This is a genomic window from Bordetella genomosp. 13, from assembly GCF_007679965.1.
In the GTDB taxonomy this organism is placed as follows: Bacteria; Pseudomonadota; Gammaproteobacteria; order Burkholderiales; family Burkholderiaceae_B; genus Bordetella.
In genome coordinates this window covers 885,063-906,676 of the sequence record NZ_VEHL01000001.1, presented here as the reverse complement: position 1 = coordinate 906,676, position 21,614 = coordinate 885,063, and the positions used below count along the sequence as shown (strand labels likewise).

General features: G+C 68.6%; 21 protein-coding genes. 13 read left to right on the top strand and 8 right to left on the bottom strand.

Translation table 11 applies throughout. The features are described 5' to 3' along the window. The first annotated feature begins 35 nt into the window (after positions 1-35). The 3 genes from FS845_RS04195 (at position 36) to FS845_RS04185 (ending at position 5,368) form a co-directional block, all read left to right on the top strand. Positions 36-1,055, top strand: a complete 1,020-nt coding sequence (locus FS845_RS04195) for a Bug family tripartite tricarboxylate transporter substrate binding protein (protein WP_186332147.1) — start codon at positions 36-38, stop codon at positions 1,053-1,055. Positions 1,056-1,116: 61 nt separating this feature from the next. Beyond that, a complete protein-coding gene (locus FS845_RS04190; RefSeq protein WP_144630849.1) occupies positions 1,117-2,721 on the top strand; it encodes a gamma-glutamyltransferase family protein in 1,605 nt (534 codons plus the stop codon). Positions 2,722-3,178: 457 nt separating this feature from the next. After that, positions 3,179-5,368: a TonB-dependent receptor gene (locus FS845_RS04185; protein ID WP_260986139.1), complete on the top strand. Its 2,190-nt coding sequence runs from the start codon at positions 3,179-3,181 to the stop codon at positions 5,366-5,368. Positions 5,369-5,522: 154 nt separating this feature from the next. Here FS845_RS04185 and FS845_RS04180 read toward each other — a convergent pair whose 3' ends face one another. Next, positions 5,523-6,269, bottom strand: coding sequence for a glucose 1-dehydrogenase (locus FS845_RS04180; protein ID WP_144630848.1), 747 nt, complete (start codon positions 6,267-6,269; stop codon positions 5,523-5,525). A 290-nt stretch (positions 6,270-6,559) separates the two neighbouring features. On the opposite strand from FS845_RS04180, the gene FS845_RS04175 reads away from it, so the two are divergent. From FS845_RS04175 to FS845_RS04165, 3 genes are all read left to right on the top strand, one after another. Continuing rightward, entirely contained in the window at positions 6,560-7,561 is a 1,002-nt protein-coding gene (locus FS845_RS04175; protein WP_144630847.1) for a Bug family tripartite tricarboxylate transporter substrate binding protein, read from the top strand. Continuing rightward, complete coding sequence (locus FS845_RS04170; RefSeq protein WP_144630846.1) at positions 7,558-8,331, top strand: class II aldolase/adducin family protein; 774 nt, start codon at positions 7,558-7,560, stop codon at positions 8,329-8,331. Before FS845_RS04175 ends, FS845_RS04170 begins: the two co-directional genes overlap by 4 nt. 68 nt (positions 8,332-8,399) lie before the next feature. Then, a complete protein-coding gene (locus FS845_RS04165) occupies positions 8,400-8,897 on the top strand; it encodes a TspO/MBR family protein (RefSeq protein ID WP_144630845.1) in 498 nt (165 codons plus the stop codon). A 63-nt stretch (positions 8,898-8,960) separates the two neighbouring features. On the opposite strand, the gene FS845_RS04160 is transcribed toward FS845_RS04165, so the two are convergent. The 3 genes from FS845_RS04160 to FS845_RS04150 are packed head-to-tail and all read right to left on the bottom strand — an operon-like array spanning position 8,961 to position 12,051. Then, on the bottom strand, positions 8,961-9,815 hold the full coding sequence (locus FS845_RS04160) for an HpcH/HpaI aldolase/citrate lyase family protein (RefSeq protein WP_144630844.1): 855 nt from the start codon (positions 9,813-9,815) through the stop codon (positions 8,961-8,963). Next, on the bottom strand, positions 9,806-11,059 hold the full coding sequence (locus FS845_RS04155; RefSeq protein ID WP_144630843.1) for a CaiB/BaiF CoA transferase family protein: 1,254 nt from the start codon (positions 11,057-11,059) through the stop codon (positions 9,806-9,808). Before FS845_RS04155 ends, FS845_RS04160 begins: the two co-directional genes overlap by 10 nt. Further along, positions 11,056-12,051, bottom strand: a complete 996-nt coding sequence (locus FS845_RS04150; protein ID WP_144630842.1) for a tripartite tricarboxylate transporter substrate binding protein — start codon at positions 12,049-12,051, stop codon at positions 11,056-11,058. Before FS845_RS04150 ends, FS845_RS04155 begins: the two co-directional genes overlap by 4 nt. 81 nt (positions 12,052-12,132) lie before the next feature. Between FS845_RS04150 and FS845_RS04145 the strand changes: the two genes are divergently transcribed. The 3 genes from FS845_RS04145 to FS845_RS04135 all read left to right on the top strand — a co-directional run bounded on the left by FS845_RS04145 (position 12,133) and on the right by FS845_RS04135 (position 14,448). Next, the gene (locus FS845_RS04145; protein ID WP_144630841.1) at positions 12,133-12,600 is read left to right on the top strand and encodes a MarR family winged helix-turn-helix transcriptional regulator; all 468 of its coding nucleotides are present in this window, start codon (positions 12,133-12,135) and stop codon (positions 12,598-12,600) included. Between the two features lie 61 nt (positions 12,601-12,661). Further along, positions 12,662-13,861 carry an MFS transporter gene (locus FS845_RS04140; RefSeq protein WP_260986138.1) on the top strand — a complete coding sequence of 400 codons (1,200 nt, stop codon included), beginning with the start codon at positions 12,662-12,664 and terminating at the stop codon, positions 13,859-13,861. 140 nt (positions 13,862-14,001) lie between these two features. Next, positions 14,002-14,448, top strand: a complete 447-nt coding sequence (locus FS845_RS04135; RefSeq protein ID WP_144630840.1) for an SRPBCC family protein — start codon at positions 14,002-14,004, stop codon at positions 14,446-14,448. An 11-nt stretch (positions 14,449-14,459) separates the two neighbouring features. Here the strand turns inward: FS845_RS04135 and FS845_RS04130 are convergent, their stop codons facing one another. Further along, complete coding sequence (locus FS845_RS04130) at positions 14,460-14,861, bottom strand: DUF1801 domain-containing protein (RefSeq protein WP_260986137.1); 402 nt, start codon at positions 14,859-14,861, stop codon at positions 14,460-14,462. 146 nt (positions 14,862-15,007) lie between these two features. On the opposite strand from FS845_RS04130, the gene FS845_RS04125 reads away from it, so the two are divergent. After that, positions 15,008-15,508, top strand: a complete 501-nt coding sequence (locus FS845_RS04125; protein ID WP_144630839.1) for a DUF6985 domain-containing protein — start codon at positions 15,008-15,010, stop codon at positions 15,506-15,508. 27 nt (positions 15,509-15,535) lie between these two features. Here FS845_RS04125 and FS845_RS04120 read toward each other — a convergent pair whose 3' ends face one another. Further along, on the bottom strand, positions 15,536-16,453 hold the full coding sequence (locus tag FS845_RS04120; RefSeq protein WP_144630838.1) for a LysR family transcriptional regulator: 918 nt from the start codon (positions 16,451-16,453) through the stop codon (positions 15,536-15,538). Positions 16,454-16,566: 113 nt separating this feature from the next. On the opposite strand from FS845_RS04120, the gene FS845_RS04115 reads away from it, so the two are divergent. Genes FS845_RS04115 through FS845_RS04105 form a run of 3 tightly spaced genes read left to right on the top strand, consistent with a single transcriptional unit; the run spans position 16,567 to position 19,755 of the window. Further along, the gene (locus FS845_RS04115) at positions 16,567-17,505 is read left to right on the top strand and encodes a hydroxymethylglutaryl-CoA lyase (protein ID WP_144630837.1); all 939 of its coding nucleotides are present in this window, start codon (positions 16,567-16,569) and stop codon (positions 17,503-17,505) included. Then, entirely contained in the window at positions 17,502-18,716 is a 1,215-nt protein-coding gene (locus FS845_RS04110) for a CaiB/BaiF CoA transferase family protein (RefSeq protein ID WP_144630836.1), read from the top strand. Before FS845_RS04115 ends, FS845_RS04110 begins: the two co-directional genes overlap by 4 nt. 46 nt (positions 18,717-18,762) lie before the next feature. After that, positions 18,763-19,755: a tripartite tricarboxylate transporter substrate-binding protein gene (locus FS845_RS04105; RefSeq protein ID WP_260986136.1), complete on the top strand. Its 993-nt coding sequence runs from the start codon at positions 18,763-18,765 to the stop codon at positions 19,753-19,755. Between the two features lie 142 nt (positions 19,756-19,897). Here FS845_RS04105 and FS845_RS04100 read toward each other — a convergent pair whose 3' ends face one another. Both FS845_RS04100 and FS845_RS04095 read right to left on the bottom strand, forming a co-directional pair. Further along, positions 19,898-20,935 (bottom strand): alpha/beta fold hydrolase, encoded by a 1,038-nt coding sequence (locus tag FS845_RS04100; RefSeq protein ID WP_144630835.1) that lies wholly within the window; start codon positions 20,933-20,935, stop codon positions 19,898-19,900. Positions 20,936-21,142: 207 nt separating this feature from the next. After that, on the bottom strand, positions 21,143-21,607 hold the full coding sequence (locus FS845_RS04095; RefSeq protein ID WP_144630834.1) for an Lrp/AsnC family transcriptional regulator: 465 nt from the start codon (positions 21,605-21,607) through the stop codon (positions 21,143-21,145). Between the last annotated feature and the right edge of the window lie 7 nt (positions 21,608-21,614).

Below are 21,614 nucleotides of genomic sequence, written 5' to 3'. Positions count from 1 at the left end.
CGGGCCGCACCATCGACCTACAGCAAGGGGAACACATGACATCCAAGGCTCATCACGGCGGCGCGCCCGGCCTGCGCGCACTCACAGGACGCGTGGCACGCGCCGCCTTCGTCCTGGCCTTCTCGGCCGGCGCCACGCTGGCGCAGGCGGCCGGCTTTCCGGACCGCGCCATCCAGATCATCCTGTCCTTTCCGCCGGGCGGCGCCACCGACGTGCTGGCGCGCGAACTGGGCAAGGAAATGGGCCAGGCGCTGGGCCAGTCCATCGTCATCGTCAACCGGCCCGGCGCTGGCGGCCTGATCGGCATGCAGGCCGGCGCGCGCGCCGAGCCCGACGGCTACACGCTGTACATCTCGTCGGTGATGTCCAACTCCATCAACGAGGCCATCAACGGCAAGGCGCAGGTCTCGCTGGACGGCGACTTCGACGCGGTGGGCGCCATCGCCAGCGCGCCGCACATCCTGGTCACGCCGACCAAGCTCGGCCTGAAGGACTACGCCAGCCTGGTGCACTACCTGAAGCAGGCGCCGGGCAAGTACAACTACGCCACCATGGGCGCGGGAACGCTGTCCAACCTGGAAGGCGAGATCTTCAAGGAACAGGCCGGCGTGGACGCGCTGCAGATCCCGTACAAGGGCAGCGGCCAGGCCATCCCCGAAGTGATCGAGGGCTCGTCGGCGTTCATGTTCGACAGCGTGGCCAGCACGCTGCCGCACAAGCAGGCCGGCCGCCTGCAGGTACTGGGCGTCGCCTCGCAGAAGCGCCTGGCCGCCATGCCCGAAGTGCCCACGCTGAAGGAACTGGGCATGCAGGGCCTGGACGCCGAGAACCTGTTCGCGCTGATGGCGCCGCGCGGCACGCCGCCCGAGCGCATCGCCGTCATCCAGAAGGCCCTGGAAGCCACCAAGGACAACGCCGCCTTCAGCAAGGCCATCGAGGCCCAGGGCTTCCAGACCAGCGAGATCGCCGCGCAGGCCCTGCCCAGGTTCATCCTGGACCAGCAGGCCTTCTGGCTGGCCAAGGTCAAGGCGCTGAACGTCACGGCCGGCAAGTAACCCGCACCTTTCGCATTCCCCTGCCCGGCCTCGCCGGGCGTTTTCCATGGATCCCTACGCCATGCCCTTTTCCGACAATCCCTTCTGGCAACTGCCCTACCCCTCTCAGCGCCAGCCGGTGCTGGCCGACAACGTCGTCAGCACCTCGCAGCCGCTGGCCAGCGCGGCCGGCCTGCAGATGTACGCGCGCGGCGGCAACGCCATCGATGCCGCGCTGGCCACGGCCATCGCGCTGACCGTCGTCGAGCCCTGCATGAACGGCATCGGCGGCGACATGTTCGCCATCGTGTGGCACGAGGGCAAGCTGCATGGCCTGAACGCCTCGGGCCGCGCGCCCGCCAACTGGGAGACCTCGCGCTTCGCCCACATGGACGGCATGGACGCCATCGGCTGGGGCAGCGTCACGGTGCCCGGCACCGTATCCGGCTGGCGCGCCATCTGGGAGCGCTTCGGCTCGCTGCCCTTCGAGGACCTGTTCGAGCCAGCCCTGCGCTATGCGCGCGACGGCTACCTGGTCTCGCCCACCGTGCATCGCCAGTGGGACAAGCAGGTCGCCAAGCTGTCGAAGCAGCCGGGCTACGCCGAGTCCTTCATGCCCAACGGCCGCGCCCCGCGGCCCGGCGAACGCTTCCGCTGCCCGGGCCAGGCCGCCACGCTGGAAAGCATCGCGCGCAGCAAGGGCGACAGCTTCTACCAGGGCGAACTGGCCGCGGCCATCGCCCGGCATGCGCGCAACACCGGCGGCGACATCACCGAGGCCGACCTGGCCGCGCACCGCGCCGATTGGGTGGACCCCATCGGCATGCGCTATCGCGACGTCGAACTGTTCGAGATCGGCCCCAACGGACAGGGCATCGGCGCGCTGATGGCGCTGGGCATGCTGGACAACTTCGATCTGGCCGCCGGCGGCGCCGATACGGGTGCAACGATGCACCTGCAGATCGAGGCCATGCGCCTGGCCTTCGCCGACCTGTACGAACATGTGGGCGATCCCGATCACATGCGCCTGTCCAGCGCCGAGCTGCTGGATCCGGCCTACCTGGCGCGGCGCGCCAAACTGATCGATCCGCGCCGCGCGGGCGCGCCCAGGCCCGGCAATCCGCACGATGGCGGCACGGTGTACCTGACCGCGGCCGACCAGAACGGCACCATGGTCTCGTTCATCCAGTCCAACTTCAAGGGCTTCGGCTCGGGCGTGGTCGTGCCCGGCACCGGCATCGCGCTGCACAACCGCGGCTGGGGCTTCTCCACGCGCGCGGGTCATCCCAACGTGGTCGCCCCGGGCAAGCGCCCCTTCCACACCATCATCCCCGGTTTCCTGATGAAGCAGGGCCAGCCGCTGATGAGCTTCGGCGTGATGGGCGGCTCGATGCAGGCGCAGGGCCACCTGCAGGTGGTCAGCCGCCTGGCCGACTTCGGCCAGAACCCGCAGGCCGCCAGCGACGCGCCGCGCTGGCGCGTGAAGGACGACAACGTGGGCGTGGCCGTCGAATGGAACTGCCCGGCAGAGACCGTGGACTTCCTGCGCGCCGCGGGCCATCAGGTCGAGGTGTCCGAGCGCTTCAATCTTGAATTCGGCAGTGCCCAGCTGGCCATGAAGCTGGAAGACGGCGGCTATCTGGCCGCCTCGGACCACCGCAAGGACGGGTACCCGGTCGGGTATTGAGGCGCGGGCCGCCCGGCCGCCCCAAGGGCGTACACCGGGCGCGCAGCACGAGGCGGTGACCGGCCGGCGCCGCTGTCCGTCCACGACGGACACGGCGCACCCGGCCCCGCGCGCCGCATGTCGCAAATCCCCCGTAATAGGCGAAGGCAACGCTATAACGTTGCTTGGTTGCCACGCCCCCGTCGCCTTCCTGACTTTGCCTTGACAGGTTTCACATACAATCTGTAATAATAACTATTATTATTAGCAACCGTACTTCTCCTCTTCTTTACACCCGCCAGAGATGTGTCCCGGCGCGGGTGCCGGCGGGTTCGTCCCGCTCCCTGCAGTTCCCCAGACATACCCCTCGTCCGGCAACGCCGGGCCGCGCCCGCGGCCCGGCGTCGCGGCGCCGTGCCCGCGCGCTCATGACGGACGAGGCCGTTTCACCCTTACCGCTGACAACAACAGAAAGGCCATGATGAAAGACCCCCGCGCGCCCAAGCGCCTATCCCTCCGTTCCCTGCGCCGCGCGGCTTCGGCCCGCCTGGCCGCCCGAGCCGCCATCGGTACCCTGGCCGCCGCGCCCCTGGCGCTGCCGCTGGGCGCGCACGCGGCCGAGCCGACCACGCTGGCGCCCGTCGTGGTCACCGGCATCGCCGCCGACGACCTGCCGCCGCCCATGGCCGGCGGCCAGGTGGCCCGCGGCGGCGGCCTGGGCGTGCTGGGCACGTCGGACGTGATGGACACGCCGTTCAGCACCGTCAACTTCACCTCGCAACTGTTGGAAGACCAGCAGGCGCGCACGCTGTCCGACGTGCTGGTCAACGACTCGTCGGTGCGCGCGCTGACCTCGACTAGCGGATTCAGCGAGGAGTTCCAGATCCGCGGGTTCACAGTGGGCGGTGAAGACGTGAGCCTCAACGGTCTGTACGGCCTGGCCTCCGACAACCGCATGCCCGCAGCGATGATGGAGCGCGTCGAGGTACTGAAAGGCCCCGGTACGTTGATGTACGGCATCAGTCCCAGCGGCGGCATCGGCGGCAGCGTCAACATCGTCACCAAGAAGGCGACCGACGATCCGATCACGCGCGTGACCGGCACGTACGAAAGCAAGTCGCAGCTGGGCACCCACCTGGACGTGGGCCGCCGCTTCGGCGCCGACAACGCCTGGGGCATCCGCTTCAACGGCGTGTACAAGAACGGCCAGACCAACCTGGACAGCGGCTACAGCAAGTTCGGCTTCGGCGCGCTGGCGCTGGACTATCGCTCGCCCAAGCTGCGCTGGTCGTTGGACACCTATGCACAACGCGAGGACACGGACGGCTTCCGTTCGCAGTTCGGCTTCCGCCCGACCAACACCGGCATCCCCAAGGCGCCCGACGGCCACCGCATTGCCTATCCGGATGCCGCGCTGATGTTCCGCGACTCTACAGTCGCCACGCGCCTGGAGTACGACATATCCGATCATGTAATGGTCTATGCCGCAGGGGGCTATCACTACAATGCGACCGAACAGGACTTCCCATCGGCACGAGCTGGGAACGCCCCGGACATGAATGGTAATTTCAGAGTCACCAATGCCTGGTACGACGCTTACTCGCGCAACAAGACCGGTGAGGTAGGAACGCGCCTGAAATTCAACACGCTGGGCCTCAAGCACATGGTTACCTTGTCGGGCTCGCGCCTGGATCAAGAAGCAGGCAATTTTTACCTGAGCGCTCCGGCCAGCCAATCGGTTGCGTCGAACCTTTACAACCCCGTGTCGCTGATTCCCATGACGGGTGAGCGCCACGGTCCGCGCAAGACGTCGGAAACCGAGCTGACCAGCTTGGCAATCACCGACACGATTTCGTTTCTCGATGATCGTATTCTGATCACCGGAGGGTTGCGGCACCAGAACGTAAAGGTCGACAGCTTTAGTGCCAATGGCACCATCCTTTCTTCGTATGACGAAAATGCCAATTCGCCGGTAGCTGGTTTCGTCGTCAAGCCTCTGTCGAACGTGTCCGTCTACGGGAACTACACAGAAGGTCTGACCCGCGGCACAATCGTCAACCCGCCGAATGATAACGCAGGCGAAGTTTTCCCTCCGTTCAAATCCAAGCAATACGAAGCCGGCATCAAGGTGGACTGGGGCCGGGCCGTTACCAGCATTTCGGTCTTCCAGATTGACCGCCCGAATGCCATCGAGGAGAACAAGATCGTCAGCATGGACGGCGAGCAGCGCAACCGTGGCCTGGAGTTGGCCGCTGTTGGCGAAGTGATGCCCGGCTTGCGCGTGATGGCCAGCGCCACGTTCTATGACGCCACGCAGACACGTACGGCTGGCGGGGTCAACGACGGCAAAGACGCCAATGGCGTACCCAAGCGCGCCTTCAGCGCTGGTATCGATTGGGATACGCCCTGGGTGCAAGGCTTGGGATTGAACGCGCGTGTGATCCACACCGGTGCCACGCCATTCAATGCCGCCAATACGCTGGAACTGCCTTCATGGACGCGCTTCGACATAGGCGCCCGCTACCGCACGGAAGTGCTCGGCCGATCGGTGGTGTTCCGCGCCAATGTGGAAAACGTCACGGGCAGGGATTACTGGATAGCCAGTGGCTCGTTCGCCCAGGCCGCCGCGCCGCGCACGGTCATGCTGTCGGCGCAGGTCGACTTCTAAGCCTCCGTTTCGCCCAAGGCTGGCATCGGCCGCCCCGTCGTGCTTTGCACGGCCGGGCGGCCGATTTCTTTGGTTCATCGAGCTTTACGGGGGAGGCAGCGCGGATCTTGCCGACTCGACACGCGGGAGCGGGCAACGCCTGCTTGGAGGCGGCTCAGCGCATGCCGCCCGACGCCAGGATGATCTCGCCCGTCAGCCAGCCGGCATCGTCCGACGCCAGATAGGCGATGATCGGCGCGATGTCCCGCACCTGGCCGATGCGGCCCAGCGGCGTCTGGCTTTCATTCCAGGTCTGGAAATCCGACCCCATCGCCCCGGCCGCGTGGGTGCCTTCGGTCTCGACCAGACCGGGATTCACGGCATTGACGCGGATGCCGCGCGGGCCGAGTTCGCGCGCGAGCACGCCGGTGATCGCGTCGATCGCGCCCTTCGTGCCGGTGTAGATGGCGCTCTCGGCCGGATGAACGCTCGTCACGTTGGAACCGATGTTGATGATGCTGCCGCCCTTGCCCAGGTGCGGCGCGGCGGCGGCGGCGACCAGCAGCGGGCCGAGAACATTGATGTCGAACTGCTTGCGATAGAGCGCCTCGGTGGTCTCTTCGATCTTGGCGAACTGATAGATCCCGGAATTGTTCACCACGATGTCCAGGCGCCCGAAATTCTCGATGGCGGCGCCGACCAGCGCCTCGACCTGCGTCCTGTCGGTGACGTCCGCGCCGATTGCCACGGCCTGCCCGCCCGCGGCTTCGATGTCGGCGACCACCTGGTCCGCGCCGCTCCTGCTCGACGCATAGTTGACGACGACCTTCGCGCCGTCGGCCGCCAGTCGACGGGCGATGCCCGCGCCGATGCCCTTTGATGCGCCCGTCACAATGGCCACCTTGTCCTTCAACTTGTTCATGTCGTCGATTCCTGATGAGGCCGCTGCGGCCGGTTCTCGAAGACGCCATGGTGGTATCTACAAAGTTGTTTGGGAACTGCCATTTCTGTATGCCAGGCGTTCATTCTTGAACACGGCGCCGGCGGCGCGCGCCCGCGCGTACCCGTCCTGGCGGCGCCCAAGCGGGCTGCTTCGCTTCTGCCTAACTCTCCCTTTCTGCATTTCTAATAGCCCCGCGCGGCGTGCAGCCCCTAGGCTAGAGGCCCGGCCCCAGAGCAGGGCCGGCCATAGTCATCAGAAACGGAGACACGATGCACACCTTCCGCAGCCTCACCCTGCGCGCATTCGGCGCGCTGGCGGCATGCACGGCCATTGCCCTTCCCGCCGCCCACGCGGCCGACGCGAATACCGACTGGCCGCAGAAGCCGGTCAGCGTCTACATCGGCTTCCCGCCCGGCACCTCGACCGACATGGTGGCGCGCCTGCTGGCCGAGCAGTTCAGCAAGCGCTGGGGCCAGCCCGTCATCGTCGAGAACAAGCCGGGCGTGGGCGGCAGCCTGGGCGCGGCCACCGCCTCGCGCATGCCGCCCGACGGCTACACGCTGCTGCTGAGCGCGTCCGGTCCCATGAGCATCAACCCGCATATGTACGACAACGTGGGCTACGACAGCGCGCGCAGCTTCGCGCCCATCACGCAGACCACGTGGCTGCCCTATGCGCTGGTGGTGCGCCCCGACTTCAAGGCGAAAACCTTGCAGGAACTGATCACGCAGGCCAAGTCGCAGCCCGGCAAGCTCACCTACGCCAGCACCGGCGTGGGCACCAACAGCCATCTGATCATGGCGCTGCTGCAATCCAAGACCGGCATGAAGCTGACCCACGTGCCGTACAAGGGCAGTTCGCAAAGCCAGGCCGACGTCATCGGCGGCAACGTCGACATGACCTTCGACACGCTGGCCTCGGAACTCACCATGATCCAGAGCCAGCGCCTGCGCGCCCTGGCCGTCAGCAAGGGCCAGCGCACCGACCTGGCGCCCGACGTGCCCACCGTGGCCGAACAGGGCTTCCCGGGCTTCGAGGTGGGCGCATGGTTGGGCCTGTTCGCGCCCGCGGGCACGCCCGACGCCATCGTGAAGAAAGTGTTCGACACCACCCAGGCCGTCATGAAGGATCCGGACGTGCGCCAGAAAATGACCACCATCGGTTCGGAAGTACGCCTGAGCGAGAGCCCGGCCGCATTCGCGACTATGATGAAACAGGACTACGCCATGTGGGGCCAACTCGTAAAAGAAACAGGAGCCAAATCCCAATGAACCAACCGCATCCCCTGCCCGAACGTCCGCTGGGCATTTCCGATTCCGAATGGCAGGTGCGCGTCGACCTGGCCGCCTGCTACCGCCTGATCGCGGTGTTCGGCATGAGCGACCTGGTCTACAACCACATCACGGCGCGCATCCCCGGCACCGACGACGAACTGCTGATCAACCCGTACGGCATGATGTACGAAGAGATCACCGCGTCCAGCCTGGTGCGCATCGACATCGAAGGCAACGTGCTGCACAACCCGTATCCCGAGTTCGGCGTGAACCAGGCCGGCTACGTGATCCACAGCGCGGTGCACGGCGCGCGCCACGACGTGGGCTGTGTCATCCACACGCACACCCGCGCCGGCATGGCGGTCTCCGCCATGGAGTGCGGGCTGCTGCCGCTGACGCAGACCGCGCTGCGCTTCGCCGACATCACCTACCACGACTACGAAAGCGTGGCGCTGGACCTGGACGAGCGCGCCCGGCTGGTGCGCGACCTGGGCGACAAGGAAGCGATGATCCTGCGCAACCACGGGCTGCTGGTGGCCAGCGCCAGCATCGCCCAGGCGTTCAACAGCATGTACTGGCTGGAGATGGCCTGCAAGGCGCAGGTCGACGCGCTGGCCGGCGGCGTCAAGCTGACCACGCCGCCGCAGGCCGTCATCGACAAGACCTGCCACCTGTACAAGCCCACCACCCGCCGCCCCTTCGGCGAGATGGAATGGCCGGCGATGCTGCGCTACCTGGATCGCCGCGATCCCAGCTTCCGCAGCTGACGGCGGCGCGGCTCCGGCCGTGCGATGATGGCGGCAACGCCTTCATCGGCCACGACCCGGAGCCCCGCATGACCGCTTTCACACGCAAGCAGCAAGTGACTGGACTGATCGGCTGGCTGGCGCTCAGCTTCGTGGCGTCGGCCGTCGGCGCCATCGCGTCGGTGCAGGCCGGCGCCTTCTACACCAGCCTGGACCAGCCCGGGTGGGCGCCGCCCGCCGGCGTGTTCGGTCCCGTCTGGACCACCCTGTATGCGCTCATGGGCATCGCCGCGTGGTTGTGCTGGCGCGAAGGCGGCTGGCGCGCCCAGCGCGGGCCTCTCACATTGTTCCTGGTGCAGCTGGCCGTCAACGCCATCTGGAGCTGGCTGTTCTTCGTGTGGCACCTGGGCGCCCTGTCGGTGGCCGATATCGCGCTGCTGTGGGTGCTGATCGTGGCCACGCTGGCGGGCTTCTGGCGCGCGCGGCCGCTGGCCGGCGTGCTGCTGCTGCCGTACCTGGCCTGGGTCAGCTTCGCGGGCTTCCTCTGCTATTCGGTGTGGCAACGCAACCCGCAGGTGCTGGGCTGAGGGCCTTTTCCAAGGCCCTCCGGCCGCGGCGCCAGCCCTGCATTCAAGATAGGCGCAAGCCGCTCAACCCGCCGGGGCCGACCTGCCCTGCCGCATCCACCGGTTGGCCCGGTCGACCAGAGGTTGGTCGATCATGCGCCCGTCCAGCAGCACCACGCCCTTGCCCTGCTGCCGTCCTGCTTCCGCCGCGGCCAGCACCCGGCGCGCCCATTCCAGGTCGGCCTCGGTGGGCGAGAAGCCCCGGTTGACCAGCGGCACCTGTTTCGGATGGATGGCCACGCTGCCCGTGAAGCCCAGGTTCCTGGCCTCGCGCACCGCGGCCTCGAAGCGCGCCATGTCCGTCAGGTTGGCGATGCTGTCGGCAAGGCCCCAGCCCGCCAAGCCGAACGCGCGGGCATTGAGCGCGACATATTGCGCCGCGCTGCGCAGGTTCTCGGGCTCGGGCGCGATCGACATCGCCGCCGCGTAATCCTCGGCGCCGAAGCCCAGCGCGCACAGGCGCGGCGAGGCCTGGGCGATCTCGGTGGCGCGCACCACGCCCAGCGGGGACTCGACCAGCGCCGCGATCCCGGCCCGCGCATCCTGCGCGTCCAGCGCCTGGGCCAGGGCGGCCACCTGCGTCGCCGACTCCACCTTCGGCAGCATCACCGCGCGCAGGTCGCGCAGGTCGACGCTGCCCAGGTCGGCGCGCCACGCCTCGGGATCCGCATTCACGCGCAGCAGCACGCGCAGCCCGCGCGCGGCCAGCGACCGCGCCGCGTCGCCGGCCACCTGGCGGGCCGCGTCCTTGCGCTCGGGCAGGATGGAATCCTCCAGATCGACGATGACCGCGTCCGCGCCGCGCTCGTGCGCGCGGGCCAGGAACGCCGGCGCGTCGGCCGGCAGGAACAGCAAGGACCGCAATTCGTTCATCTGCATTTGACGTCTCCCTGCGCATGCAGCGCATCGATCTGGTCGCCGCTCAATCCCAGGTCGGTCAGGATGTCGCGCGTGTGCTGGGCATGCCGGGGCGCGCGATGGCGCAGGGTGCCGGGGGTTTCGCTCAGGCGGGGAAACACGGCATGCATGACGACCTCGCCGTCGCCGCTGCCGTCGTCCGCGGACACGTACACGCCGCGTCCGCGCACGTGCGCATCGCCATGCACGCCGGCTGCGTCATAGACCGGGCCCACCGTGACGCCGTGCGCGCGGAAGTGCGCCAGGCAGGCGTGCAGATCCAGCCGGCCGATGTAGTCCTGCATCATGGCGTCGATCTCGGCATCGTGCGCCAGCCGCGCGGCGTTGGTGCAGTAGCGCGCGTCGTCGTACAGGTCGCCCTGGCCGATGGCCTGGAAAACCTTGCGCGCCATGGCGTCCGTGGAACCGGACATCGCCACCCACTGGCCGTCGGCGCAGCGGTACGCCCCGCGCGGCGACGCGATCTTCACGCCCGCCTCGGGTTTGATGCCGGTGCGCGCGTAGTTCGTCACGTCCGGGCCCATCAGGGCCATCATCGGTTCGAGCAGCGACAGGTCGATCACCTGTCCCTGCCCCAGGTTGACCTCGACCTCGCGCAGCGCGGCCATCACCGCGAAGGCGCCCGTCATGCCGGTCACCATGTCCGCCAGCGCGATGCCCGGCAGCACCGGCGCGCCGTCCCTGTCCACGCTCTTCAGGGCATAGCCCGAGAAGCCTTCGATCAGGCTGCCGAAACCCGGCAGGTCCTTGTACGGCCCCGTCTGGCCCCAGCCGGACAGGCGCACGACGATGAGGCGGGGATTCTGCCGGTGCAGGGCGTCGGGCGCCAGCCCCATGGCTTCCAGCGTGCCGGGGCGGAAACTCTCGATCAGCACGTCGGAGGTGGCGCACAGCTCCCGCAGCAGCTCGATGGCGCGAGGGCTGCGCAGGTTCAGCGCCAGGCTGCGCTTGTTGCGTCCGTACACCTGCCACCAGCCGTCGTAGCCCTCCGGGCAATCCGCATGCGGCTGGCGCCACTGGCGCAGCGTATCGCCGCCGGCGGCGGGCTCGACCTTGATGACGTCGGCGCCGAAATCGGCCAGTTGCACCGTCAGCATGTTGCCGGCCACCAGGCGGCTCAGGTCCAGCACGCGCACGCCGTCCAGCACGCCGCGGGCCGCGCTGCCGAACGCGACCTTGGGCAGGTCCTGCGGTGATGCCGTCATTGGCGCGTCTCGGGTTCCAGCTGGCGTGCCGCGGCCTCCCAGCGGGCCTGCTCCTGCGCCATCAGGGTCGCGAACTGCGCGCGCGGCACGTCCAGCACCTCGGTATTCAAGGTGGCGAAGCGCTGGCGCACCTCGTCGCTGCGCATCACCTTGGCCATGGCCGCCGCCATGCCGTCCACGGCGGCCGGGCTCGTGCCCTTGGGCGCGAACAGGCCGCCGATCACGGCCAGCGACAGGTCCGGATAACCCGCCTCGGCCAGCGTGGGCACGTCGGGCAGGGATTTCTCGCGCGCGGCGCCGGTCACGGCCAGCGGACGCAGGCGCCTGGCCTGGATCAAGGGCATCGAGGCGGTCAGCGAGTCGCTGGAGAACGACACCTGCCCGCCAACCAGGTCGTTCAGCGAGGCGCCGCTGCCCTTGTACGGCACGTGCGTGGCCTTGACGCCGGCGCTCTGCAGCAGCATCTGGCTGACCAGGTGCGTCATGGTGCCGTAGCCCGCCGAGGAATACGCCTGCGGCCTGGCGCGCAGGCTGGCGACCAGGTCCTTCAAGCTGGCGGGCGCGCCGTCGGCCTCGGGCACCAGCACGACGAAGGGCGCGGACATGACGGACGCCACCGGCACGAAATCGGCATAGCGGTACGAGGCCGCCGTGTTCAGCACGGGCACCACGAACATCGGCGCGGTCGAACTGAAGACGAAGGTGTGGTCATCGGCGGACCGCAGCACGGCCTCGTGGCCGATCACGCCGCCCCCGCCCACCTTGTTCTCCACCACCACCGGTTGGCCGAGCGCCTGGCCCAGGTACTGGCCGATGAGCCGGGCCAGCACGTCGCTGCCCGATCCCGGGCCTTGCGGAACGACGATCTTGATAGGGTGCGCGGGCCAGTTGCCGCCCTGAGCGCTGGCCGCGTGCATGCCCACCATGGCCGCCGGCAATGCCAGCAGCGCGGCGGCCAGGCGCCGGCGCGTCCGGTTGAGTGTTTCTTGCATCCTTGTCTCCCCTGTCGGTGTAATAGTGGCGAGATACTAGAATAAATTGGTTGCCACAGCAACAGTTGCTACTGAGAATATATGCCCGAACGCATCCCGATAGAAGACCTCATCACCTTCAAGACCTCCGTGCTGGCCCAGCTGCTGGCGCGCGTGGTCGATGCCTCGGTCGGCACCGACCTGGGGCTGAGCAGCCGACAGTGGCGCACCATGATCACCGTTCATCGGCTGGGGCCCGTCACGCCGTCCGAGATCGCGCGGTTCTCGCACCTGGACAAGAGCCAGATCAGCCGCGCGGTGTTCGAGGCCGAGAAGGCCGGCCTGCTGGTGCAGGCCACCGACGAGGCCGACCGGCGCCGCACCATCGTGTCGCTGACGCCCGAGGGGTTGGCGGTGCTGGAGAAAGGGCTGCGCGGCACGCGGCAGCGGCAGAAGGCCCTGGAAGACAGCCTGGCGCCGGAAGACCGCGCCGCGCTGCACCGCATCCTGGACACCCTGACCGCACAGGCACGAGGCATGCTTGCCCGGGCGCGCGCGAACAAGGAATAGCCCGCCAGCGTCCGGCATCGAACGATGTCATAGTGCCGAACCTTCCATCCCGCCGACGCCCATGACCTTTGCAGCACCCCTGGCCCACGCCGCCCGCCGCGCCACCTTCCCCACCATGGCCCAGTTCTTCGTGAACGGCGCCACCTTCGCCACCTGGGGCGTGCAGATCCCCGCCATCAAGGCCGCTTTCGGCGCATCGGACGCGATGATGTCCGTGGCCATGCTGTGCGTGGCCGGCGGCGCGGTGCTGGCCATGAAGCGCGTGGGCAACTGGGTGGCGCGCGTGGGCAGCGCGCGGGCGCTGACGCTCAGCGGCCTGGCCTACGGGGCCACGCTGCTGGCCATTCCGTTCGCCGCGCCGTTCTACGCGCTGCTGGCGGTGCTGGTGCTGTTCGGCATGGCGATGGCCGCGTTCGACGTGGCCATGAACGTGCAGGCCGCGCACGTCGAGACCCATCTGGGCCGGCCCGTGATGTCGACCATGCACGGCATGTTCAGCGTGGGCGGCATGGCGGGCGCGGCGCTGGGCGGCACGCTGCTGTCGCTGGGCGTATCGCTGCAGGCCCACGCGGCCCTGGCGGCGATGCTGCTGGCGGGCACCGCGCTGGCGGGCGCCAGCCGCCTGATGGACGATCCGCCGGACGATGCGGGACACGGCGCCGATGGGCCGGCCAGGACGTCGGGTATCCCGCGCGCGCTATGGGTGCTGGGCACGGTGGCGTTCCTGGGCCTGGTCTGCGAAGGCGCGATGTACGACTGGGCCGCCATCTACATGCGCGACGTCGCCGGCACCTCGCTGGAACGCAGCGGCTACGGCTATGCCGCGTTCTCCACCGGCATGGCGGCGGGCCGCTTCAGCGCGGACTTCCTGCGCAGGCGCATCAACGAGTCCACCCTGCTGGCGGGCGGCGCGTGGCTGGGCTTCGCCGGCGTGTCGCTGGCGCTGCTGGCGCCCACGCCCATCGCCAGCCTGGCGGGATTCGCCATGATGGGCCTGGGCGTGGCCAATTTCATGCCGTTCTTCTTCCTGGCCGGCTCGCGCCTGCCCGGGATGAGCCCGGCGGCGGGCGTGGCCGGCGTGGCGCAGTTCGCCTACGCCGGCATGCTGTTCGGCCCGCCGATGATCGGCGCCATCACGCACCTGTCCACGCTGCGCGGCGGCCTGGCCTCCGTGGCGGTCATCATGGCGGGTATCGCGCTGGTGGGCATCCGGCAGATCGGCAAGGTCACCCGCCCGGGCCCGCGGCGCGTCGATCAGTAGCGAAAAGCGGGAGACGACGGGAAGAACCGGCTGGCGGCGTGTCGTTCGACAAGGGTTATCCCTGAGTGTCGCGTTGTCGATCCGGGCGCCGCCGGATCGTCGTACCCATACACTCTCCACTTCCTCAAAGGTGAATCACCATGGCTACCGGAACCGTCACCCTGCACCGCGTGCTGCGCGCCACCCGCGACCGCGTCTACCGCGCCTTCCTCGAACCCGACGCCATCGCACAATGGCTGCCGCCCTACGGCTTCACGTGCCAGGTCGACCATCTGGACGCCAAGGTGGGCGGCACGTTCAAGATGTCCTTCCGCAACTTCGGCACGGGGCACAGCCACGGCTTCGGCGGCGAGTTCCTGGAACTGATGCAGAACGAGCGGATCCGCTACACGGACCGCTTCGACGATCCCAGCCTGCCGGGCGAGATCACCGTGACGGTGGTGTTGAAGGCGGTGACCGGCGGCACCGAGATGCACGTCGAGCAGTCGGGGATCCCCGAGGCCATACCCGTGGAGATGTGCTACCTGGGCTGGCAGGAATCGCTGACGAAGCTGGCGCGGCTGGTGGAGCCCGAGATTCCGGGTTGAACCCGGCAGGGCTATGGCGTCCAGCCCGGCAGCTGCGACGCCTGACGTATCCAGCCGGCCAGCCGTTCCTCGTCGATGGCGTCGTGCTGCCGGATATCCAGGTAGCGCACGCCCTCGCTTTTCGATTCGCCGGGCGGCACGGGCTGCAAGGACGTTCCCTTGAAGAACGTCACCTTCACGTACTTGTCGAAGCAGTGGAACGCGATGAACCAGCCTTGCCCCTCGAGGCCGTAGAAAGGCGTGTTCCACTTCACGGCCTTGCGCACGTCGGGCACGGTGCGCACGATCAGCGCGTCCAGGCGTACGCCGACGTCGCGCTTCCATTCGGGCATGGCGGCGATGTAAGCCTGCACGGGTGCGTCGCCGTCGCCCTTGGCAATCTGCGGATTGCCGCCGGCCAGCAATTTGGGCATCTGTCGGTCTCCTCGACATCCAGCGCCAACCATAGCCCACATCCCACGCATGCGGAATCCGCGGAAAGCGCACTCGCCGTCGCGCGCCACGGTTAACATCGCGCGATGAGCCCGACCGGGCTTGCCTCTTCCCTTCGAGGAACGCCATGCAACCCTCCGACCAAGATCTGCCCGACTGGCAGGGCGGCGAGCCGCTTGCGCTGCCGATGCTCGGCGGCCAGGAATTCGGCGTGTACGCCGACGCCTATGACGACGACGACAGGCCCGACGACTACGACAGGGCCGTGAAGAACCTGCTGGCCTGCGACTTCTCTGTGATGCAGGCCGCGCAGGACCACGTCTACCGCTATTACCAGGACATGCGCGAGGCCTGGGGCGACGATGCGGACATCCCCGAGATCGCCTCGCCGGCCGACGTGTGGAACCACGTGGAGTTCGGCGGCGAGGTCGAACTGGGCCGCCGCAGCAAGGACGGCCTGGTCTATGCGTCGTTCGAATGCAATTGCGACTGGGAGCCGGAGCACGGCTTGCAGATCGTGCTGCGCAACGGCCAGGAAGTCACCAAGGTCGGCCCGTACGACGGGCACTACACGCAGTCGGACGCGTTCGCCGACGACGACCTGGAAGGCGTGGTCTACCGACCCTGACTGGACTGGCCGGATACCTGGAAGGCGTCAGCGCATGGCCGCATCGTCGGCGCCCACCGACACCAGATGGTCCAGCAGCAGCCTTGCCGCGGCGGGCAACGACTGCTCGTCGCGCATGCAGATGGCGAAGCGCCGGCGGCTCCACGCGTCGGTTAACGGCAGCACCCGCAGGCCATGCGCCATCGCATAAGGCGTGGCCACCTCGGCGGGCGCCACGCTGATCGCCAGCCCCGCCAGCACCACCCTGAAGGCCGAATCGAAATTGCTGACCGTCACGCGGTGCCGCAGGGGCTTGCCGCAGCGGCCGGCGGCTTCCTGCAGCATGCGCAGCACGGCGCTGGCCGCGGGCATGTTCACGTGTTCGTAGTCCAGCGTGTCCTCGAAACGCACGCGCCTGCGCCGCGCCAGCGGGTGGCCCGCGTGCGTCACCACGGCCAGCCGGTCGCCGCGATACGGCCTCGTATGCAGGTCGCGAAAATCCGCCGCATCCCAGCAGATGCCCAGCGCCGCGATGCCTTCGCGCACGTCGCGCACCACGTCCTGGCTGACGCGTTCTTCCATGTCCACGCGGATGCTGCCGTGCGCCGGCGCCTGCAGGAACGCGGCGATGTCCTCGGCCAGCGACTCGGCCAGCACCGACGCCGTGGCCAGCACCCGCACCTGACCCTGGACGCCGCGGGCGTAGGCCGCCATGTCGCGCTCGACACGCGCCGAACTGGCCAGGATGGCGCGCGCGTGTTCCAGCAGGGTCTCGCCCGCCGCGGTGGGACTGACCCCGCGCCGTTCGCGCACCAGCAACGGCGTGCCCACGGTCTCCTCCAGTTGCGCCAGGCGCTTGCTGATGGCCGAGCCCACGATGTTGGCGCGTTCGGCCGCGCGGGCGATGTTGCCGGTGTCGCATACCGCCACGTAGAGCCGCAGCGTCGTCATGTCGAGGTCGCGCATGCGCGGCTCCAGATATTCCAGATGGGAACTTCACACGTTCCGAAATTGCACTTGTAGCACGAACCAGAATATCTAAAACTGGATGTTCCGATCGCCCTGGATAGGATCGTTTCATGTCTTTCGTGCTTCCTCCAAGCGCCATCGTGCGGGAAGTCGGCCTGCGCGACGGGCTGCAAAGCGTGCCGCAGGTACTGCCCACCGAGTCGAAGCAGCGCTGGATCCGCGCGGCCTATGAAGCCGGCCAGCGCGAGATCGAGGTTGGCTCGTTCGTGCCGCCGCGCCTGCTGCCGCAGATGGCGGACACCGAGACGCTGGTGGCCTATGCCCGCACCCTGCCCGGCCTGTCCGTGTCGGTGCTGGTGCCCAACGAGAAAGGCGCCGAGCGCGCGCTGGCTTCGGACGCGCACCTGATGCTGGTGCCGCTGTCGGCCAGCCATGCACATAGCCTGGCCAACCTGCGCAGGACGCCTGACGAAGTAGTGGCCATGGTCGCGCGGATACGCGCCATGCGCGATGCCGGCGGTTCGCGCGCATTGATCGAGGGCGGCGTGGGGACGGCCTTCGGCTGTACCTTGCAGGGCCGCGTCGCGCCCGAGGAAGTGCTGCGGCTGATGCAGGCGCTGCTGGACGCCGGCGCCGACCGCGTCAGCCTGGCCGACACCGTGGGACAGGCCGATCCGGCGTCCGTGCACCGCCTGTTCGAGCACGCCCGCGCCATCGCCGGCGAGCGGCTGTGCTGCGCGCACTTCCACGACACGCGAGGCCTGGCGCTGGCCAATGTGCTGGCCGCGCTGCAGGCGGGCGTGAACCGCTTCGACGCCTCGCTGGGCGGCATCGGCGGCTGTCCGTACGCTCCCGGCGCCAGTGGCAACGCCGCCACCGAAGACCTCGTCCACATGCTGCACAGCATGGGCGTAAGCACCGGCCAGGACGCCGCCGCCCTGCTGGCGCTGCGCGCCGAGCTGCAATCCTGGCTGGGCGACACACCGATGCACGGTTCGCTGTGGCGCGCCGGCCTGCCCCGCCCCATCGAACCGGAGATTCCCGCATGACCGCCGCCACTGATTCCTCGCCGTCACGCCCCCTGCCCCTGGCCGGCCTGCGCGTGGTCGAGTTCACCCACATGGTGATGGGTCCCACCTGCGGCATGGTGCTGGCCGACCTGGGCGCGGAAGTCATCAAGGTGGAGCCCGTGCAGGGCGACCGCACGCGCCACCTGCTGGGCGTGGGCGCGGGCTTCTTCCCCATGTTCAACCGCAACAAGCAGAGCATCGCGCTGGACATCCAGAGCGTGGAAGGGGCCGAGGCCGCGCGCCGGCTGGCGGCCACCGCCGACGTGGTGGCCGAGAACTTCCGGCCCGGCACCATGGCCAGGTATGGCCTGGACTACGCCAGCCTGTCCGCGCGCAATCCCAAGCTGATCTACGTCAGCCACAAGGGCTTCCTGCCCGGTCCCTATGCGCTGCGCACGGCGCTGGACGAGGTGGTGCAGATGATGGGCGGGTTGGCCTACATGACCGGCCGCCCCGGCGATCCGCTGCGCGCCGGCACCAGCGTCAACGACATCATGGGCGGCATGTTCGGCGCCATCGGCGCCCTGGCCGCCCTGATCCAGCGCGGCATCACCGGGCGCGGCCAGGAGGTGCAGTCGGCGCTGTTCGAGAACAACGTCTTCCTGGTCGGCCAGCACATGCTGCAGTACGCCATCACCGGCCAGCCTTCGGCGCCCATGCCGGACCGCGTCTCGGCCTGGGCGCTGTACGACGTGTTCACGGTGAAGGACGGCGAGCAGATCTTCCTGGCGGCGGTCAGCGATGCGCAGTGGAATACGTTCTGCGACGCCTTCGGCTTCGCCGACCTGAAATCCGATCCGGCGCTGGCCACCAACAATGCCCGCGTGCGCGCCCGACCCACGCTGCTGCCCGACCTGCGCGCGCGGCTGGCGGAATACGACGCCGCGGAGCTGGCACAGCGTTTCGAGGCGGCCGGCCTGCCCTATGCGCCCATCACCAAGCCCGAGGCGCTGTACGACGACCCGCACCTGCGCGCCACCGGCGGCCTGGCGGACATCCGCCTGCCCGACGGCGACAGGGCCGGACAGACCGTGGGCACCGCGCTGTTCCCACTGCTGATGGACGGCGCGCGGCTGGGCGTACGTAGCGACCCGCCGGGCCTGGGCGCGCACACGGCGCCGCTGTTGCGCGGATTGGGCTATACGGAAACCGAGATCGAGCACATGCAGGCGCGCGGCACGATCCGCTGAGCACGGCGCCGCAAGGTAGTACCCATAACAACGAGGAGACGAGGACATGGACATGCCGAATGCGGGCCGCACCCGCCGCAGGCTGCTGGGCGCCGCGGCACTAGGCGCCACCGCGCTGGCCGCGCCCGGGCTGCTGCGGGCCCAGGGCGACCGCCCGATCAAATTCATCCTGCCGGTTGGCGTGGGATCGGGCGTGGACACCATCACGCGCTCGGCCGGCCCGGCGCTGTCGGCCGCGCTGGGCCGCACCGTGGTGGTCGAGAACCAGCCCGGCGCGGGCGGCATCGTGGGCACCTCGGCGCTGGTGCGCGCGCTGCCCGACGGCGACACGCTGGGCATGCTGTCGAACAACCACGTGATCTTTCCCAGCGTGTACCGTTCGCTGCCCTTCGACCCCATCGCCGACATCACGCCCATCAGCATGGTGGGCATGACGCCGTTCCTGCTGGTGGTCAATCCGCGCAAGCTGGCGGCACGCGACGCCCGAGCATTGGCGGCCGAGCTGAAGAAGGCGCCGGACAGCTACAACTACGCATCGTCAGGCAACGGCACCATCCTGCAATTGGCCGCCGAGATGTATCTGCAGCAGGCCGGCGTGCGCGTGCGCCACATTCCGTACAAGGGCGTGGGCCCGATGATGACGGACCTGATCGGCGGGCAGGTCGACCTGGGCGTGCTGTCGCTGCCCTCGGTGCTGCCGCACCTCCAGAGCGGCGCGCTGGTCGCCATCGGCGCCTGTGGCGCGTCGCGCATGGCGGGCCTGCCCGACCTTCCCACCCTGCGCGAGCAGGGCATGCCCGCGTACGAGATCGGCGGCTGGTTCGCGGCCGCCGGGCCTGCCAGGCTGCCGCCAGACGTGACGCAACGGGTGTACGAGGCCCTGAAGAAGGCCTTCGCCGCGCCCGACGTGAAGACGGCCATGGCGACGCAGGGCAACACCATCCTGCTGATGCCGCCCGACCGGACCGCTGCGTACTTCCGCAGCGAAATGAAGAAGTACGCCGACGTAGTCAAGGGCGCCGGGCTGGAGCCGATGTAGCCTCGCTCGATCCAGGACGCGCCCCGGATACGAGGGGCCGTTGGAGTCCGGCGCGGGCGCGGCATGCCGGGATCGGGCTGCAGGCGCAGCATCGGCCGCGCGATGGCTCATGTGGCCGTCTGCTCGCTTTTATCGGTAGTTCTCAGCGCTTGCCGCGCGCGGCCATGTCGTCCAGCGATTCCAGCAGCGCCTCGTGGAAGCGCTCCGGGTCCTGGATCTGCGGCGAATGGCCCAGTTCGGGAAAGGCTACCAGCTTGGCGCCCGGAATGGCGCGCGCCGCCTCCGGTCCCAGCCGCGCGTAGTTGCCCAGGCGCCGGGCCACCTCGGGCGGCGCGGCGTCCTTGCCCGGCGCCGTGTTGTCGCGCTCGCCGATCAGCAGCGTGGCGGGCACGGCCACGTCGCGGAACTCGTGCACCACCGGCTGCGTGTAGATCATGTCGTAGGTCAGCGCCTGGCTCCAGGCCACGCGCTTGCGGCCCTCGGGGTCGCGCAGCATGCCCGCCGCCATCAGCACCCACTTGTCGTACTCGGGCCGCCACTGGCCCGCGTAGTACGTGCCCTGCTGGTACTTCTTCATGCCCTCGAAGCTGGTCTTCTGCTCGCCTGCATACCACTGGTCCACGGTGCGGTACGGCACCCCACGCTGCTTCCAGTCTTCCAGGCCGATGGGATTGACCAGCACCAGCCCGTCGGTCTCCTTGCCGTACATCAGCGCATAGCGCGTGGCCAGCATGCCGCCCATCGAATGGCCCATCACCGTGGCGCGCCGCACGTCCAGGTGCTCCAGCAGCGCATGCGTGTTGGCCGCCAACTGGTGGAAGGTGTACTGGTAGGAAGCCGGCTTGTCGGACTTGCAGAAGCCGATCTGGTCGGGTACCACCACGCGGTAGCCCGCGCCGCTCAGCACCTCGATCGTGCCTTCCCAGGTGGCGCCGCAGAAGTTCTTGCCGTGCATCAGCACCACGGTCCTGCCGTTGGGCTCGGCCGCCGCCACGTCCATGTAGGCCATCTCCAGCTTCCGGCCCTGGGTATCCAGGCCGAAGCGCTTGACCTCGTGCGGATAGTCGAAACGCTCCAGGTTCGGACCGTAGTCGGGCACGTCGGCGGCGAAGGCGGAGGCGGCCACGGCGCACGCGCCGGTGGCCAGCGCGGCCTGTCGGATGGATCGGGGAGTGATCATGCTTGCGGCTCCTGTAGGGGCGCCGGCCCGCTGCCGGCGCGATCCGAAACGGACAATGCAGGGCGGCGCAGGTTCAGCAACCATGTCGCGAACGCATTTCCAGGCGGCAATAGCGCCACGGCATGCGGCACGCGCGCGCCATACACTGCGCCTGGCCGGCGCGGCTGCGCGCAGCCTTCCCGCGCGCCCATCCGCGTTGGCGGGGTCCTACGGCGCCAGCGGCACTTTCAGCGTCGCCTTGGCCACGCCCATCGCCACCAGCGTCTTGAAGGTCTTCACGTTGCCGGCCTCGAAGAACAGCTCGCGCGTCAGGCGCTGGTACTCGTCCATGTCGCGCACGTTCAGCACCAGCAGGAAGTCGAAGTCGCCGGTGACGTAGTACACCTGCTGCACCTGCGGGCACTTCGCGAAGCGTTGCGTGGCCTCGTCCAGCAGGTCCATGCGCTCGTTCTCGATCTTCACCTCGGCCATCACCGTGATGGGCCGGCCGGCGCGGGCGGGATCGACCACGCTGACGTTGCCGCGGATGACGCCGCTGGCTTCCAGGTTGGCGATGCGGCGGTTGACCGCCGAGGACGACAGGTTCACGCGCTCGGCCAGCTGCCGCTGCGAAATGCGGTTGTCGTCCTGCAGCAGGTCGAGGATCTTGCGGTCGTAGGCGTCCAGGTCCATGGGGTCT